Genomic DNA, 16,063 nt, shown 5'->3' on the forward strand with positions numbered 1-16,063 from the left:
CCGGAGCCCCCGGTAGCCTCCCGGCATGTCGACGCAACACGTACAGCGCATGTCCCGCCTCATGGCCAAGACCCTCCGCGAGGACCCCGCCGACGCGGAAACCCTCAGCCACCGCCTGCTGGTCCGGGCCGGCTACGTCCGGCGCAGCTCGGCCGGCGTGTGGAGCTGGCTGCCGCTCGGCAAGCGGGTCCTGGACAACGTCTCGCGCATCGTCCGCGAGGAGATGGACGGGATCGGGGCGCAGGAGGTGCTGCTCCCGGCGCTGCTGCCGAAGGAGCCGTACGAGGTCAGCGGGCGCTGGTCGGAGTACGGGGACCTGCTCTTCCGGCTCAAGGACCGCAAGGGCGCGGACTACCTCCTCGGCCCCACCCACGAGGAGATCTTCACCCTGGTGGTCAAGGACCAGTGCACGTCCTACAAGGACCTGCCGGTGATGCTGTACCAGATCCAGACCAAGTACCGCGACGAGGCGAGGCCCCGCTCGGGCGTCCTGCGCGGCCGCGAGTTCCAGATGAAGGACTCGTACTCCTTCGACGTGTCCGACGAGGGCCTGGCCGAGTCCTACCGGCTCCACCGCGAGGCCTACGTACGCATCTTCGAGCGGCTCGGCCTCGACCACCGGGTGGTGTCGGCGGTGTCCGGCGCGATGGGCGGCTCGGCGTCGGAAGAGTTCCTGGCACCGGCCCCGGCCGGCGAGGACACCTTCGCGGACTGCCCCTCCTGCGGCTACGCGGCCAACACGGAGGCGGTCACCTTCGCCCTGACCCCGGTCCAGGGGGACCACGGCCCGCTGGAGGAGATCCCGACCCCCGACACCCCCACCATCGAGACCCTGGCGGCGCACCTCGGCGTCCCGGCCTCCGCGACCCTGAAGAACCTCCTGGTCAAGGTCGACGGCGAGATCACCGCCGTCGGAGTACCGGGGGACCGGGAGGTCGACCTGGGCAAGCTCGGCGAGCACCTGGCCCCGGCGGTCGTGGAACTGGTGACGGCCGAGGACTTCACCGGCCGGCCCGACCTCGTACGTGGCTACGTGGGCCCGCAGGGCCTGGAGAAGGTCCGCTACCTCGCCGACCCGCGCGTCGCGCCGGGCACCTCCTGGGTGACCGGGGCCAACCGGCCCGACACCCACGCCCGGAACGTGGTCTGCGGCCGGGACTTCGAGGTGGACCAGTACCTCGACGTGGTCGTCGTCGAGGAGGGCGACCCCTGCCCGTCCTGCGGCGCGGGGCTGCGGCTGGACCGGGCGATCGAGATCGGCCACATCTTCCAGCTCGGCCGCAAGTACGCGGACGCGTTCGGGCTCGACGTCCTCGGGGCGCAGGGCAAGCCGGTCCGGGTCACGATGGGCTCCTACGGGATCGGCGTCTCCCGTGCGGTGGCGGCGCTGGCCGAGCAGACGGCGGACGAGCGGGGGCTGTGCTGGCCCGCGGCGGTGGCTCCGGCCGATGTGCACGTGGTGGCGGCGGGGAAGGCGGTGCCGCTCGCTCTCGCGGAGTCGGCGGCGGAGTCCCTGGCCGCGGCCGGTCTCCGCGTCCTCCTGGACGACCGGCCCGGGCTGTCCCCGGGAGTGAAGCTCACGGACGCGGAGCTGATCGGTGTCCCGTGGATCCTGGTCGCGGGACGCCGCTCCGCGGAGTCGGTGGTAGAGCTCCAGGACCGCCGCTCCGGCACCCGAGAGGAACTCCCCCTGCCGGAAGCCCTGTCCCGCCTGACCGCGACCCCGTAGCCCTGCGGGTCTGGTCCCCTACCCACCCTTCCACCGTTCCCCGGGCGCTGCCCGGACCCGGGCTGGATAAATCCAGCCCCGCCGGCGTTTGAGGCGCGGGGTCCGGGGCGGAGCCCCGGGGAACGGGCGAAGGGCGGGTAGGGGACCTCGCCCCGCGCAGCGGCTACCCCGGGCGGCCGTCAGGCTCCGCCGCCGGCGGAGGGGCCGCGGGAGCCGGGGGCGGCGGCGCCGCGGGCGGAGGGGCTGCGCGTTCCAGGAAGCGGAGGAGTTCCACCGGGAAGGGGAGGACCAGGGTGGAGTTCTTCTCCGCCGCCACGGCGACGACCGTCTGGAGCAGACGCAGCTGCAGCGCCGCCGGCTGCTCGGACATGACCTCCGCCGCCTCGGCCAGCTTCTTCGACGCCTGGAGCTCCGCGTCCGCGTTGATGATCCGCGCCCGCCGCTCCCGGTCGGCCTCCGCCTGCCGCGCCATCGACCGCTTCATCGTCTCGGGGAGCGACACGTCCTTGATCTCCACCCGGTCGATCTGGACGCCCCAGCCCACCGCCGGACTGTCGATCATCAGCTCCAGGCCCTGGTTGAGCTGCTCCCGGTTGGACAGCAGGTCGTCCAGGTCGGACTTGCCGATGATGGACCGCAGCGAGGTCTGCGCCATCTGGGAGACGGCGAAGCGGTAGTCCTCGACCTCGATGATCGCGTTGGCCGCGTCCACCACCTTGAAGTACACGACCGCGTCGACCCGCACCGTGACGTTGTCCCGCGTGATCCCCTCCTGCGCGGGCACCGGCATCGTCACGATCTGCATGTTGACCTTGCGCAGCCGGTCGAGGCCCGGGACCACGAAGGTGAAGCCGGGCCCCCGGATGCCGTCCCGCAGCCGGCCGAGCCGGAAGACCACGCCGCGCTCGTACTGCTTCACCACCCGGGCGGCGGCGCCCAGGTAGGCCACGATCCCGACGCCCGCGACGGCGCCCGCTGTGAGCAGTTCCTCGACCATGGCGGCCTCCTGCCCGGGCCGGTCGGCACTCCCCCCACAGGGGTTATGCCCTACAACCAGCCCGCGAACTCCAGCAGCAGCTCCGCGTCCCGCCGCCGCCCCGCGGCCAGGGCCCGGTTGCCCGATTCGACCGCGCGGAAGAGCGTCCAGCCCCGCAGCCGGTCCCGGTCCACCTCCAGCGCGTCCGCGAGCTTGTTCACCCGCCGCCGGGCGCCCGAGGCCCCCGCCGAGGAGGCCATCTGGTCCTCCAGCCGGTCCCGTACCAGCCGCGCCAGGTCGTAGGCGCGCTCGCCGACCATAGGGTCCGGGCCCACCGCCAGCCACGGAGCGCGCTCGCCGGAAAGGACCTTGCCCTGCCGGAAGTTCCCGTGCAGCAGCAGCTCCTCGGCCGGCGCCGCCAGCAGCTCCTCACGGGCAGACAGCGCAGCCGAGGCCAGCTCCGCCGCCTCAGGGGGAGCCTTGCGGAGCACCTCGGCCTGCTCGGCGGTCCGCTCGGCGACGGTCTCCCAGCCGTGCCCCGGCGCCGGGGCCACCCACAGCCTGCGCAGCGTGCCGCAGGCCTCCAGCAGCGCCTTCGCCTCCGGGAGGGAGCGCAGCGAGACCTCGGGGTGCAGCCGCTCCAGCAGCAGCGCCCCGTCCTCCTCGTGGTGGCGCGTGTCGAGGACCCGTACCGCCCCGAAGCCGCCCCAGTGCGCCAGCGCGGCCAGCTCCCGGTCGGGCCGGAGCGCCGGCGGGGCCAGCTTCAGCGCGGCCGGGGTCCCGTCGGCGTACCGGACGAGGACGACCAGGCTGCTGCGGCCGCCGGGGGCCTGCACCCGCTGCGCCAGGACCGCGCGCCGGGCCAGCGCGCCCTCCGCCAGCCCGGGGAGCTGTCCCAGCCACTGCGCGAGGTGCGCCGATTCCGGCAGCTCGCCGAGCGCCCGTACGAGCCGCTGCGGCGGTTCGAAAGCCATGCGTGAGTGGTCCCTTTCAGCTGTGCCCGGGCTCGTCGCGCATCGTTGCGCGCTAGGCCGGCGGTGTGTCCGCGCGTTCCGTGAGCCCAGGGAAGGCTACGCCGACACCGCGCCAGCGTGCCGCCCGCAGGGCCGAGGCGCTCAGCGCGTCGGCCGCCTCGCGGCGCAGCGGACCCTCGGCGGCACGCACCAGATCGGAGTACGCGCCCGCCACCCGGTCCTCGATCCCGGCGGCCAGCCGCTGGGCGTCGGCGGGCGTGCGCACGGTGAAGGGCAGCGTGTACGCGGCCTCCGAGGGGCGGGGGGAACCTCCCAGCTCACGCACGGTGCGGGCGAGCGCGTCGCGGCGCGCGAGGTGGTCCCCGTAGGCCTCGCGGGCCTCGGCGGAGCGGGCGGCCGCGGTCCGGGCACCGATCACGCCGTAGCCGTACGCCGCTGCGTGCTCGGCGGCGAGCGCGGCCTGCGCCGCCTCCAGGACCTGGGCGGCGGGGGAGGGGGCGGGGGTCACGAGGAGGCTCCCGGGGTCGAGGTCAGAAGGTACGCGTGCACGTGGCCGCACGCCGCCACCGAGGCGAGCACCCGGGCCAGCTCCCCGGGGGCACCGCCCAGGGCGATCGTCCGGGCCTCGGCCGTGCTGCGCTCGGCGTCCGCGAGCGCGGTCAGCGCCTCGGCGGGCGCGGGGGGCACCGGCGCGGCCGGGGGAACGGGGGGAGCGGCGGCCGCGGCGCCGGACGGGACCGGGGAGGGCGCGGGGGAGGAGGCGGAGCGGGAGGGCCGGGAAGTCGTGGAGCCCCCGTCCGCGAGGGCCGCAGCGTGCGCGGCGACCGAGGCGCGCAGCGGTGCGAGGCGCTGCGCGAGGGCCGGATGGGCCGCGGTCGTGGCGTCGTAACGTTCCAGCAGTCGCTCGCTCTCACGAACGGCCGTCTCGCGCATCCGCCGTTCGAGTGGAACCTCGGGGTCCGCAGCGGGAGGCGCGCCGTCGGAGCAACCGCTGAGCAGCGCGGCTCCGGCGACGCCCGCGGCACCGGCGAGCAGGGCTCTTCGCGACGGCAGGATCGAGGGCACGGGGACGTCCTCCGGGGCTGGCAGGGGTGATGGCGGGCAGGCTGTGATCACGGTACCCGGGGCCCCCGCCACGGCGCGGACGGCAACACCCTCCGCGACCGGATACCCTTTGACCTGACGCACGACGGAAACCACAACAGCACACGCGGCCGAGGAGTCACCCGGATGAGCACCACCCAGAGCGACAGGCTGCGCGCATTGCTGGAGCCGCTCGCCGCCGCCAAGGGCCTGGACCTCGAGGACATCGAGACCTCGAAGGCGGGCAAGCGCCGGATGCTGCGCATCATCGTGGACTCCGACGACGGCGTGGAGCTGGACGCGTGCGCCGAGCTGAGCCGCGAGGTCTCGGACCTGCTGGACGAGACCGACGTGATGGGTGACGACGAGTACGTCCTCGAAGTGAGCTCGCCGGGCGCGGACCGCCCGCTGACCGAGCACCGTCACTACATCCGGGCGATCGGCCGCCTCGTGAAGTTCCAGACGTCGGACGGCGGGGAAGTGATCGCCCGCATCCTCGACGTAGACGACGAGGGCATGGACCTGGAGGTCCCGGGCGTGAAGGGCCGCAAGGCGACCGCCCGCCGCATCGTGTTCACCGACATCGCCAAGGCGCGTGTCGAGATCGAGTTCAACCGCAAGGACAAGAAGGAAGAGGAGGCGTAGTCGTGGACATCGACATGAGTGCCCTGCGGGGTCTGGTCCGGGAGAAGGAGATTTCCTTCGACCTGCTCGTCGAGGCGATCGAGTCGGCCCTCCTCATCGCGTACCACCGCACCGAGGGAAGCTTCCGGCGCGCACGCGTCGTGCTCGACCGCACCAACGGTCACGTGATCGTGTGGGCGACCGAGGACCCGAGGGACCTGGAAGAGGGCCAGGAGGCCAAGGAGTTCGACGACACCCCGTCGGACTTCGGCCGCATCGCCGCGACGACCGCCAAGCAGGTGATCCTCCAGCGTCTGCGCGACGCCGAGGACGACCTGACCTTCGGCGAGTTCCTGGGCCGCGAGGGTGATGTCATCACCGGCGTGGTGCAGCAGGGCAAGGACCCGAAGAACGTCCTCGTCGACATCGGCAAGATGGAGGCCATGCTGCCGGTGCAGGAGCAGGTCCCCGGCGAGGAGTACACGCACGGACTGCGCCTGAAGTCGTACGTCGTGCGGGTGGCGAAGGGTGTCCGCGGTCCGTCCGTGACCCTGTCGCGCACCCACCCGAACCTGGTGAAGAAGCTGTTCGCGCTGGAGGTCCCGGAGATCGCCGACGGCAGCGTCGAGATCTGCGCGATCGCCCGTGAGGCCGGTCACCGCACCAAGATCGCCGTCCGCGCCAACCGCTCCGGCCTCAACCCGAAGGGCGCCTGCATCGGCCCGATGGGCAGCCGCGTGCGCAACGTGATGGCCGAGCTGCACGGCGAGAAGATCGACATCGTCGACTGGTCGGACGACCCGGCGGAGATGGTCGCCAACGCCCTGTCACCCGCCCGGGTGAGCAAGGTCGAGGTCGTGGACTGGGACACCCGGTCCGCCCGGGTGACCGTGCCCGACTACCAGCTGTCGCTGGCCATCGGCAAGGAGGGCCAGAACGCCCGCCTCGCCGCCCGCCTGACCGGCTGGCGCATCGACATCCGACCCGACACCGAGCAGCCCTCGGACGGCGAGGACCGCGACCGGGCCGAGCGCGGCGAGCGCCGCGACGACCGCCGCGGGGAATAAAACCGCTACCGCCCGGAGCTGTCCGGGCGGTACACAAGAACGTCCGACGTGCACGGCTGTCCGCCACCGAGGTTTCGGCGGCGGGACCCGGCACTGGTGATCACGACAACATCCGTTCGATTTTTCGCCCGAAGGGGTGAGGTCGGTACGGGGAGGTAGACTTAAGCGTGTCTGGCCGGACGCAAGCCCGCGCATGCCCCGAACGCACCTGTGTGGGGTGTCGGGAGCGAGCGGCCAAGAGCGATCTGCTGCGCATCGTGGCGGTCGGTGACAAATGTGTCTCCGATCCTCGCGGTACGCTGCCCGGCCGGGGTGCCTACGTGCACCCCGCCGTGGTCTGCCTCGACCAGGCTGTCCGCCGCAGGGCGTTCCCCCGGGCCTTCAAGTCCGCAGGACCGCTCGACACGGCGGAATTGCACCATGCCGTGGCCGATGAGGCCGAGGCGACACCGTAAGCACGTAGTACGGCACGGATCACCGTGCGGTCAGGTACCTCGCGAGTTGGAAGTAGGTCGAGATTGCGATGAGCACCCCTCGATGAGTACGCGATGAGTACGAGCATGAAGTAGAGACGGTCCGGCGTAACCCGGACCTAAAAGGAGCGAAGTGGCTAAGGTCCGGGTATACGAACTCGCCAAGGAGTTCGGAGTTGAGAGCAAGGTCGTCATGGCCAAGCTCCAGGAACTCGGTGAGTTCGTCCGTTCGGCGTCCTCGACGATCGAGGCGCCGGTCGTACGCAAGTTGACCGACGCATTGCAGGGTCCCGGCGGCAGCGCCGGCAAGGCCCCTGCGAAGCCTGGCGCGCCCCGCAGCGCGGCGCCCGCCAAGCCCGGGGCACCGACCCCGGGTCCCGCACGTCCCGCTGCGCCGAAGCCCGGCGCACCGGCCCCCAAGCCGGTCGTCGCAGAGGCTCCGGCCGCCGCGGCGCCCGCCCCGGTGACCCCGGCCGCCCCCGGCGGTCCGCGTCCCGGTCCCAAGGCTCCGGCCGCCCCGAAGCCCGCTCCGGCGGCTCCCGTGGCGACCGAGTTCTCCGCGCCCCCGGCGGCTCCGGCCGCCCCGGCGCGCACCGAGCGTCCCGCCGCCGCGGCTCCCGGCCCCCGTCCGGCGCAGCAGCGTCCGGCCCAGGGTCAGGGCGGCCAGCCCGGCGCCCGTCCCGGCGCCCCGCGTCCGGCCGGTGCCGCTCCGGCGCGCACCGAGCGTCCCGCCGGTCCCGGAGCCCAGGCTCCGCGTCCGCAGGGCGCCCGTCCGGCCGGTCCCCGTCCGGGCAACAACCCCTTCACCTCTGGTGGCTCCACCGGCATGGCGCGCCCGCAGGCGCCCCGTCCGGCCGGCGCCCCCCGTCCCGGTGCCCCCGGCGCCGGCGGCGGCCAGGGTGCTCCCCGCCCGCAGGGCGGCCCCGGCGGCGCTCCGCGTCCGCAGGGTGCCGGTGCGGGTCGTCCGACCCCGGGCGGCATGCCCCGTCCGCAGGGCGGCGCCCCGCGTCCGGGTGGTGCTCCCGGTGGTAACCGTCCGAACCCGGGCATGATGCCGCAGCGTCCCGCTGCCGGTGGTCCCGGTCCCCGTCCCGGTGGCGGCCCCGGTGGCCGTGGTCCCGGTGCGGGCGGTCCCCGTCCCGGCGGCGCCGGTGGCGCCGGTCGTCCCGCGGGCGGCGGCTTCGCCGGTCGTCCGGCCGGTCCGGGCTCGCGTCCCGGCGGCGGTGGCGGCTTCGGCGGTCCCCGTCCCGGTGGTGGCGGCTTCGGCGGCGGTCCGGCGGGTGCCGGTGGCGGCGGTCGTCCCGGCTTCGGCGGGCGTCCCGGTGGTCCCGGTGCCCGTGGTGGCACGCAGGGTGCCTTCGGCCGTCCCGGTGGTCCCGCGCGTCGTGGTCGCAAGTCCAAGCGCCAGCGTCGCCAGGAGTACGAGGCCATGCAGGCCCCGTCGGTCGGCGGCGTGATGCTGCCCCGCGGCCACGGCGAGACCGTTCGCCTGTCGCGCGGTGCGTCCCTCACCGACTTCGCGGAGAAGATCAACGCCAACCCGGCGTCGCTCGTCGCCGTGATGATGAACCTCGGCGAGATGGTCACGGCCACGCAGTCCGTCTCCGACGAGACCCTCGAAATGCTGGCCGGCGAGATGAACTACGTCGTTCAGATCGTCAGCCCGGAGGAAGAGGACCGCGAGCTCCTCGAGGGCTTCGACATCGAGTTCGGCGAGGACGAGGGCGGCGAGGAGTTCCTCCTGCCGCGTCCGCCGGTCGTCACCGTCATGGGTCACGTCGACCACGGTAAGACCCGCCTCCTCGACGCCATCCGCAAGACGAACGTCGTTGCGGGCGAGGCCGGCGGCATCACGCAGCACATCGGTGCGTACCAGGTCAGCGCCACGGTCAACGATGAAGAGCGCAAGATCACCTTCATCGACACCCCGGGTCACGAGGCGTTCACCGCCATGCGTGCCCGTGGTGCCAAGTCGACCGACATCGCGATCCTCGTGGTCGCGGCCAACGACGGCGTCATGCCGCAGACGATCGAGGCGCTCAACCACGCCAAGGCCGCCGGCGTCCCGATCGTCGTCGCGGTCAACAAGATCGACGTCGAGGGTGCCGACCCGGTCAAGGTGCGCGGTCAGCTCACCGAGTTCGGTCTGGTCGCCGAGGAGTACGGCGGCGACACGATGTTCGTCGACATCTCCGCCAAGCAGGGTCTGCACATCGACTCCCTGCTCGAGGCCGTCGTCCTCACCGCCGACGCCTCGCTCGACCTGCGCGCCAACCCGGAGCAGGACGCTCAGGGTATTGCGATCGAGTCCCACCTCGACCGCGGCCGCGGTGCCGTCGCCACCGTCCTCGTCCAGCGCGGTACCCTCCGCGTCGGCGACACGATGGTCGTGGGCGACGCCTACGGCCGAGTGCGCGCCATGCTCGACGACAAGGGCAACAACGTCGAGGAAGCGGGTCCGTCGACCCCCGTCCTGGTCCTGGGTCTCACCAACGTCCCCGGCGCCGGCGACAACTTCCTCGTCGTCGACGAGGACCGTACGGCTCGTCAGATCGCCGAGAAGCGTGCTGCGCGTGAGCGCAACGCCAACTTCGCCAAGCGCGTCCGTCGTGTGTCCCTCGAGGACCTCGACTCGGTGCTCAAGGCCGGTCTGGTCCAGGAACTCAACCTCATCATCAAGGGCGACGCGTCCGGTGCGGTCGAGGCCCTCGAGTCCTCGCTGCTCCAGCTCGACGTCGGCGAAGAGGTCGACATCCGCGTCCTGCACCGCGGTGTGGGTGCGGTCACCGAGTCCGACATCTCGCTGGCGATGGGCTCCGACGCCATCGTCATCGGTTACAACGTCCGTGCGGCCGGCCGTGCCGCGCAGATGGCGGACCGCGAGGGTGTCGACGTCCGCTACTACTCGGTGATCTACCAGGCCATCGAGGAGATCGAGGCGGCCCTCAAGGGTCTGCTCAAGCCGGAGTACGAAGAGGTCGAGCTCGGTACGGCGGAGGTCCGCGAGATCTTCCGCTCGTCCAAGCTGGGCAACATCGCGGGTGTTCTCATCCGCTCCGGCGAGGTCAAGCGCAACACCAAGGCGCGGCTCCTGCGCGATGGCAAGGTCATCGCCGAGAACCTCACCATCTCCGGTCTGCGCCGCTTCAAGGACGACGTCACCGAGATCCGCGAGGGCTTCGAGGGTGGTATCAACCTCGGTTCCTTCAACGACATCAAGATCGACGACGTCATCGCGACGTACGAGATGCGCGAGAAGCCCCGCGCGTAAGCGCGAGGCGGTTCGCACCGTGTCGTAGGCAGCTGTAACACCGGGGCCGGTCGGCGGAATATCCGTCGATCGGCCCCGGCCGTTGCGTGTACGGTTCTGATGACCCTGCCGCGCGACGGCCGGCAGGCCACCGAACCCGCACCGGCGGGATATCCGGAACTGCATGTACGTGGGGACTCTGTCCTTCGATCTGCTCCTCGGCGACGTTCACTCGCTGAAGGAGAAACGCTCCGTCGTCCGGCCCATCGTGGCCGAGCTCCAGCGCAAGTTCTCTGTGAGCGCGGCCGAAGTGGGCGACCAGGACCTGCACCGCAGGGCCCGTATAGGGGTCGCTCTGGTGAGTGGGGACACGGGGTTCCTCTCGGATGTACTGGACCGCTGCGAGCGGCTGGTCGCGGCACGTCCGGAAGTGGAGCTGCTGTCGGTACGACGGCGGCTCCACGGTGATGAAGACTGACCGCAAGACGAAGAAGGAGACGGACCAGTGGCCGACAATGCGCGGGCGAAGAAGCTGGCGGACCTCATCCGGGAGGTGGTGGCCGAGAAGCTGCAGCGCGGCGTCAAGGACCCCCGCCTCGGTACGCACGTGACCATCACGGACACCAGGGTCACCGGCGACCTGCGGGAGGCCACGGTCTTCTACACGGTCTACGGCGACGACGAGGACCGGGCCAGTGCGGCAGCGGGCCTGGAGAGCGCCAAGGGCGTTCTGCGCTCCGCGGTCGGCCGGGCGGCGGGAACCAAGTTCACGCCCACCCTGACCTTCGTGGCGGACGCCCTCCCGGAGAACGCCAAGACCATCGAGGACCTCCTCGAGAAGGCGCGGACCTCCGACGCCCAGGTGCGCGAGGTGTCCTCCGGCGCCCAGTACGCCGGTGACGCCGACCCGTACAAGAAGCCGGGCGACGAGGACGAGGACGCAGCCGCGGAATGAGCACCAACGCAGGGAAGACTCCGGACGGCCTGGTCATCGTCGACAAGCCGTCCGGATTCACTTCGCACGACGTGGTCGCCAAGATGCGCGGGATCGCGAAGACCCGCCGCGTCGGCCACGCCGGCACGCTCGACCCGATGGCGACGGGCGTGCTGGTCCTGGGCGTCGAGAAGGCCACCAAGCTCCTCGGCCACCTCGCGCTCACGGAGAAGGAGTACCTCGGCACCATCCGGCTGGGCCAGAACACCCTGACGGACGACGCCGAGGGCGAGATCACCTCGTCCACGGACGCCACCGGGGTCACCCGGGAGGGCGTGGACGCGGGCATCGCCAAGCTGTCCGGCGAGATCATGCAGGTCCCGTCCAAGGTCAGCGCCATCAAGATCAAGGGCGTGCGCTCCTACAAGCGCGCCCGCGACGGCGAGGACTTCGAGATCCCGGCCCGCCCGGTGACCGTCTCCTCGTTCCAGGTGTACGACATGCGCGAGGCGGAGGCCGAGGACGGCACCAAGGTCGTCGACCTGGTCGTCTCCGTGGTCTGCTCCAGCGGTACGTACATCCGCGCGCTCGCCCGGGACCTGGGCGCCGATCTCGGCGTCGGCGGACACCTCACGGCGCTGCGGCGCACGCGGGTGGGCCCGTACAAGATCGACCGGGCGCGCACGCTCGACCAGCTCCAGGAGGAGCTGACCGTCATGCCGATCGGCGACGCGGCCGCCGCCGCGTTCCCGCGCTGGCAGCTCGACGCCCGGCGGGCGTCCCTGCTGGCGAACGGCGTGCGGATCGACATGCCGGACGAGTACGAGCCCGGCAAGGCGGTCGCGGTCTACGGGCCGGACGGGCAGCTGCTCGGGCTCGTCGAGAGCAAGGGCGGCAAGGCGAAGTCGCTGGCGGTCTTCGCCTGAGGCGTCGGCTCTGTTTGACGTGGAGCTCTGTTCGATGTGGAGCTCTGTTTGACGTGGAGCGGTGAGCGCACAAGGACTGCTGCTCACCGCTCCACGACCCCCCTCGGGTAGGTCTCTATCCACCCGGCCCCCCTTATTCACCCGTCCGAGCAGGCGCTCGGAGTGAATGGAGGGAGCGAAAGGGGGCGCTTTCGCCTCGCGTGCTGTTCCCGCTGATCTTCACCGGCCTACGGTCGTGCCTACGGGGCACGCGCGGCGGGGAGTGGTGCGGTGACGGCGGAACTGATCAGGATCTGCGATCTCGCCGGGCGGCCGCGGGGGAGCGGGTTCGTCGCGGACGACCGCGGGACGGTGCTCACCAGCCACGAGGCGGTGGACGGACTGGCCCGGCTGGTCCTGCACGGGCCGGCGCCGGGGGAGCGGACCTGGCTCGCGGGGGCCTCGGACGTGACCGCCCTGCCCGGGCTGGGGCTGGCGCTCGTACGGAGCGACGGGCTCGGGGTGCGGCCGCTGCCGGTCGCGCCGCGGGGGGTGATCGCTCCCGGGACCTACGTACGGCTGTCCGCGCGGGGCTGGCGCCAGGCGCGGGTGCTGGGCCCGGCCGGGGCAGCCGGCGCGCTCCCGGCCCTGGTGGACCTGGCCATCGGGACCGACGGCCGCGACGCGCTGAGGCTCGGCGGCGAGCCCTGCGGGGGTCCGGTCCTGGACGCCCGGACCGGAGCGGTGCTCGCGGTCCTGTGCACCGCTCCGCAGACGGAGCACCGATCCGGGGCTCTCGCCGTGCCGCTGGCCGCCGCGGCCGCCGCCGATCCGGGCGGGCCCCTCGCCGCGCTGCTGGAGCGCAATGCCGCCACCGTGCCGGGCTACGGCCCCGACCTGAACCTCGCCGGAGCCCTGCAGCTCACCGGGACCACCCTGGGCGCGGCCCTCGCCACCGGGGGCCCGGAGCCGGTGGACCGCCCGGCGATCGCCGCCGAACTGGACGCCTTCACCGCCGGGGACCGCCCGGTCCTCGCCCTGGTCGGCCGCCCCGGCACCGGCCGCACGACCGCCCTCGCCGCCCTGGCGGCCCGCCGCGCCCGCGGCCCGCGCCCGGCCCCGACCCTCTGGCTCCGCGGCGCCGACCTGCGCGCCGAGGACACCTCACTGGCCGACGCGGTGGCGCGTGCGCTGGCGGAGGCGGCGCGGATCCTGGAGGTACCGGACCTGGGCCCGGGGGCGGGGTCGGCCCCGGCAGCAGGGGGAGCGCCGCCGACCGGAAACGGCCCGGCTGCGGGGTGTCCCGCCGGGCCCGCCTCCGACTCTGCCCCGGCCTCCGGATACGACTCCGGGCCCGGATGGACCTCCGGCTCTGTCTGCGCCTCCGGGGCTGTCTCCGGTTTCGGCTCTGGCTCCGCTTTCGGTTCCGGGGCGGCCTCCGGCCCCGGGTCCGGCTCCGGCCCCGGTTCTGGCTTCGGGTGCGGGGTGGTGCACGGGGGCGAAGTGGTGGTGGGGCCGGCTTCGGTTGGGGGGTTGGCCGGGCGGGGGCTGCTTGTCGTGCTGGACGGGCCCGAGGAGATGCCGCCGCGGCTCGCCGGGCGGGCCGGGCCGTGGACCGCCGCCACCGCCGCCTGGCTGGAGGCGACCGGGGCCCGGCTGGCCGTGGCGGCCCGGCCCGAGTACTGGGAGTCGGCCGGGCGGCTCTACCCGCAGCGGATGCTCCACCTCCCCGCCAGGCCGGCCCGGCGGCTGCCGCCCGCGGTGCCGGTCGGCGATCTCGCCCCGGAGGAGGCGGCGCAGCTCCGGGCCCGGCTGGGGATCCCGGCCGAGGCCGTCGCGGGAGCCGACGCCCGCCACCCGCTCACGCTGCGGCTGCTCGCGGAGATCCGCGCGGCCGGGGTCACCGCGGGCAGTCCGTCGCGTGACGAGGTGTTCGCCGCGCACCTGGACCTGCTGTGCCTCCGCGTGGCCGTACGGGTGTCGGCCGCGCTCCCGCAGCCCCGTAGACCCGACGGGACCGACACGGCCGGGGTGTACGGGCCCGGCGCGGGCCGGCTGGCCGTACGGGTGGCCGGGCGGGTGCACGAAGCCGCCCGGCGCTGTCTGGGGCCGGGCCAGGGGCAGTTGGACCGGGCCTCCTTCGAGGAACTGTTCCCCTGGCGGTCGGGGTGGGCCTCCGCGGTGCTCACCGAGGGGCTGCTCGTGCCCGCCGGCGAGGGGTACCGCTTCGCCCACGAGGAGCTCGCCGACTGGGTGCAGGCCGCGCACCTGGACCTGCCCGCGGCCCTGGACACCCTGGGCCGGGACGTCCCCCGCCACCGCATCGGTCCCGTGCTGGAAGCCCTGTGCCTGCTTCCGCCCGGGGAGCGGGCGGCCGCACTGGAGCGGCTCGTGGCCCCGCTCGACGGGGCCGTCGGCCCCGAGCCCCGCTGGTGGGCCGCCCGCCTCCTCGCCGAGACCCTGCTGCGCGCCCCCGACGCCACCCCGTACCTCCCGGTCCTGCACGCCCTCGCCGGGCACCCGGCCGGGCCCGCGCCGTCCGGGGAGCACGGACCGGTTCCCTCCCCGCCGGCCGGATCCGCGGCGTACGCGGGTGCCCTGGGGAACCCGTGCCCGCCGGGCACCCCCGCGGGCGGGCCCACCGCGGCCGGCCGGCCGGACGCCGCCTCCGGGGACCCGGACGAGGGGGACGAGGGGGAGTTCGGGGCGTGGTTCTGGACCCGGGTGCGGATCGCCGAGGAGGACCGGTTCGAGCTGCTGCGGCGGCTGGTGCCCCGTGACCACCGGCTCCTCGACGCCGCCGCCCGGCGGCTGGTCCGGGCACCGCTGACGGTGCAGCCGCTGCTGTGCGGCTGGTTCCGCGACGAACGGCGGCTGCTCGGGCGGCCCGGGGCCACCGTCGCCACCGCCGCGCAGGCGCTGCTGCACACCCACCGCGGCCTTGCCGTAGACGACCTCGCGGAGGCGCTGGTCACCGCCGCGCACCCCCGCGCCGACGAGCTGCTCGCCGTACTCGCCGAGGACGAGCCCTCCGCCCTGAGCCGGGCCGTGGACCGCTGGGCCCACGACGAGCGGCCCGGCCGCCGGGTCGCGGCCGCCGCGTACGGGCCGCTCACCGCCCCGCACGTGCGGACCCCCGCCGACCGCGAACTGCTGCGCTACGCCGCGCAGACCCTCCTCGCCCGCCCCGGGGACGTCTCCCTGCACGGCAGCGCCCTCGGGATGCTGCTCCGCGATCCCCAGGTCCGGGCCCGCTACCTCCCCGAGGCCCTCGCCTGCTTCCGCGACCCCGCGCGCGGCCGCCGGCTGCCCGCCGCCGCGCTGGTCGCCGCCCTCCCCGTGCTGCCCGACCCGGACGCGGTGTTCGCCGTCCTGCGGGAGCGGGCCGACGGCGAGGTGGTGCGCGCACTGGCCGCGCTGACGACGCCGGGCCTGGCACGCCGCGCGGCCGACCTCGTACGGGACCACCTCGCGCGGCACCCGCAGGACGCCGCGCACGCCGCCGGGTTCGTGGAGCGGCGGCTCGAACAGGGGCTGGCCGCCGCCCCCGTGCTCCGCCCGCTCGTACGGGAGCTGCTGGGCTCCGGCCCGCCCCCGGTACGGGCCGCGCTGGCCGGCGTACTGGCCGCCCCGGGCACGGAGGCCTCGTACACCCTGCGCGGCGAGCTGGCCGAGGAGCTGCTGGGCGCGGAGCTCGACCCTTCGGTGCTCGATGCCTTCCTCGGCGCACTGGCCGCGGGCGCGGCCACCGGAGCGCCGGACCGCACCCGCGATCTGCTGCGGCGCACCGGGCGCCAACTGCTGCGGGCACCGGGCGGTCCGGCGGTCTTCGAGCGGCGCACGGTCGAGCTGGCGCGCTCCGAACCGGCCTTCGGCGCACTCGTGGCCTCCTGGCTGGAGTGGGAGCCGCAGGAGGCGGCGGCGCTGCTGGGGCCGGGTGCGCGCCGGACCGTCGGGACCCTCGCACACAGCGCCTCCCCGCCGGACGACGCCGATGATGGGCCGCGGGCACCGGCATGGCAGTCTTAGACCTGCAATCGGCAATCAG

Annotated in this window: 13 protein-coding genes; 9 read left to right on the plus strand and 4 right to left on the minus strand. The window is 73.9% G+C overall.

What is annotated here, in order from left to right:
- Positions 1–25: 25 nt before the first annotated feature.
- Positions 26–1,729, plus strand: a complete 1,704-nt coding sequence (locus NLX94_RS27785) for a proline--tRNA ligase (protein ID WP_254385821.1) — start codon at positions 26–28, stop codon at positions 1,727–1,729.
- Positions 1,730–1,892: 163 nt separating this feature from the next.
- Here NLX94_RS27785 and NLX94_RS27790 read toward each other — a convergent pair whose 3' ends face one another.
- The 4 genes from NLX94_RS27790 to NLX94_RS27805 are packed head-to-tail and all read right to left on the minus strand — an operon-like array spanning position 1,893 to position 4,744.
- Complete coding sequence (locus NLX94_RS27790) at positions 1,893–2,726, minus strand: slipin family protein (RefSeq protein ID WP_254385822.1); 834 nt, start codon at positions 2,724–2,726, stop codon at positions 1,893–1,895.
- Positions 2,727–2,776: 50 nt separating this feature from the next.
- Entirely contained in the window at positions 2,777–3,679 is a 903-nt protein-coding gene (locus NLX94_RS27795; protein ID WP_254385823.1) for an aminoglycoside phosphotransferase family protein, read from the minus strand.
- Positions 3,680–3,731: 52 nt separating this feature from the next.
- The gene (locus NLX94_RS27800) at positions 3,732–4,187 is read right to left on the minus strand and encodes a ferritin-like domain-containing protein (RefSeq protein ID WP_254385824.1); all 456 of its coding nucleotides are present in this window, start codon (positions 4,185–4,187) and stop codon (positions 3,732–3,734) included.
- Positions 4,184–4,744, minus strand: coding sequence for a hypothetical protein (locus tag NLX94_RS27805; protein WP_254385825.1), 561 nt, complete (start codon positions 4,742–4,744; stop codon positions 4,184–4,186). The genes NLX94_RS27800 and NLX94_RS27805 overlap by 4 nt, the downstream gene beginning before the upstream one ends.
- Positions 4,745–4,909: 165 nt before the next feature.
- Here NLX94_RS27805 and rimP point away from each other — a divergent pair, with 165 nt between their 5' ends.
- The 8 genes from rimP to NLX94_RS27845 all read left to right on the plus strand — a co-directional run bounded on the left by rimP (position 4,910) and on the right by NLX94_RS27845 (position 16,044).
- The gene (gene rimP, locus NLX94_RS27810; RefSeq protein ID WP_254385826.1) at positions 4,910–5,407 is read left to right on the plus strand and encodes a ribosome maturation factor RimP; all 498 of its coding nucleotides are present in this window, start codon (positions 4,910–4,912) and stop codon (positions 5,405–5,407) included.
- Positions 5,408–5,409: 2 nt separating this feature from the next.
- The gene (gene nusA, locus NLX94_RS27815; protein ID WP_254385827.1) at positions 5,410–6,453 is read left to right on the plus strand and encodes a transcription termination factor NusA; all 1,044 of its coding nucleotides are present in this window, start codon (positions 5,410–5,412) and stop codon (positions 6,451–6,453) included.
- 167 nt (positions 6,454–6,620) lie between these two features.
- Positions 6,621–6,908, plus strand: coding sequence for a YlxR family protein (locus tag NLX94_RS27820; protein WP_254385828.1), 288 nt, complete (start codon positions 6,621–6,623; stop codon positions 6,906–6,908).
- Positions 6,909–7,059: 151 nt separating this feature from the next.
- A complete protein-coding gene (gene infB, locus NLX94_RS27825) occupies positions 7,060–10,197 on the plus strand; it encodes a translation initiation factor IF-2 (RefSeq protein ID WP_254385829.1) in 3,138 nt (1,045 codons plus the stop codon).
- Positions 10,198–10,360: 163 nt separating this feature from the next.
- Positions 10,361–10,654 carry a DUF503 domain-containing protein gene (locus NLX94_RS27830; protein ID WP_030161467.1) on the plus strand — a complete coding sequence of 98 codons (294 nt, stop codon included), beginning with the start codon at positions 10,361–10,363 and terminating at the stop codon, positions 10,652–10,654.
- Positions 10,655–10,681: 27 nt separating this feature from the next.
- Entirely contained in the window at positions 10,682–11,131 is a 450-nt protein-coding gene (gene rbfA, locus NLX94_RS27835; protein WP_254385830.1) for a 30S ribosome-binding factor RbfA, read from the plus strand.
- Positions 11,128–12,036: a tRNA pseudouridine(55) synthase TruB gene (gene truB / locus NLX94_RS27840; RefSeq protein ID WP_254385831.1), complete on the plus strand. Its 909-nt coding sequence runs from the start codon at positions 11,128–11,130 to the stop codon at positions 12,034–12,036. Before rbfA ends, truB begins: the two co-directional genes overlap by 4 nt.
- 270 nt (positions 12,037–12,306) lie before the next feature.
- Positions 12,307–16,044, plus strand: coding sequence for a serine protease (locus NLX94_RS27845; protein ID WP_254385832.1), 3,738 nt, complete (start codon positions 12,307–12,309; stop codon positions 16,042–16,044).
- The last annotated feature ends 19 nt before the right edge of the window (positions 16,045–16,063 follow it).

The organism is Streptomyces sp. TBY4 (genome assembly GCF_024213195.1).
Taxonomy (GTDB): domain Bacteria; phylum Actinomycetota; class Actinomycetes; order Streptomycetales; family Streptomycetaceae; genus Streptomyces.

Excerpts from the sequence above, each read along its gene's own strand:
- NLX94_RS27785 (WP_254385821.1), top strand. The coding sequence starts at position 26 with ATGTCGACGCAACACGTACAGCGCATGTCCCGCCTCATGGCCAAGACC.
- NLX94_RS27790 (WP_254385822.1), bottom strand. The coding sequence starts at position 2,726 with ATGGTCGAGGAACTGCTCACAGCGGGCGCCGTCGCGGGCGTCGGGATC.
- NLX94_RS27795 (WP_254385823.1), bottom strand. The coding sequence starts at position 3,679 with ATGGCTTTCGAACCGCCGCAGCGGCTCGTACGGGCGCTCGGCGAGCTG.
- rimP (WP_254385826.1), top strand. The coding sequence starts at position 4,910 with ATGAGCACCACCCAGAGCGACAGGCTGCGCGCATTGCTGGAGCCGCTC.
- NLX94_RS27830 (WP_030161467.1), top strand. The coding sequence starts at position 10,361 with ATGTACGTGGGGACTCTGTCCTTCGATCTGCTCCTCGGCGACGTTCAC.
- truB (WP_254385831.1), top strand. The coding sequence starts at position 11,128 with ATGAGCACCAACGCAGGGAAGACTCCGGACGGCCTGGTCATCGTCGAC.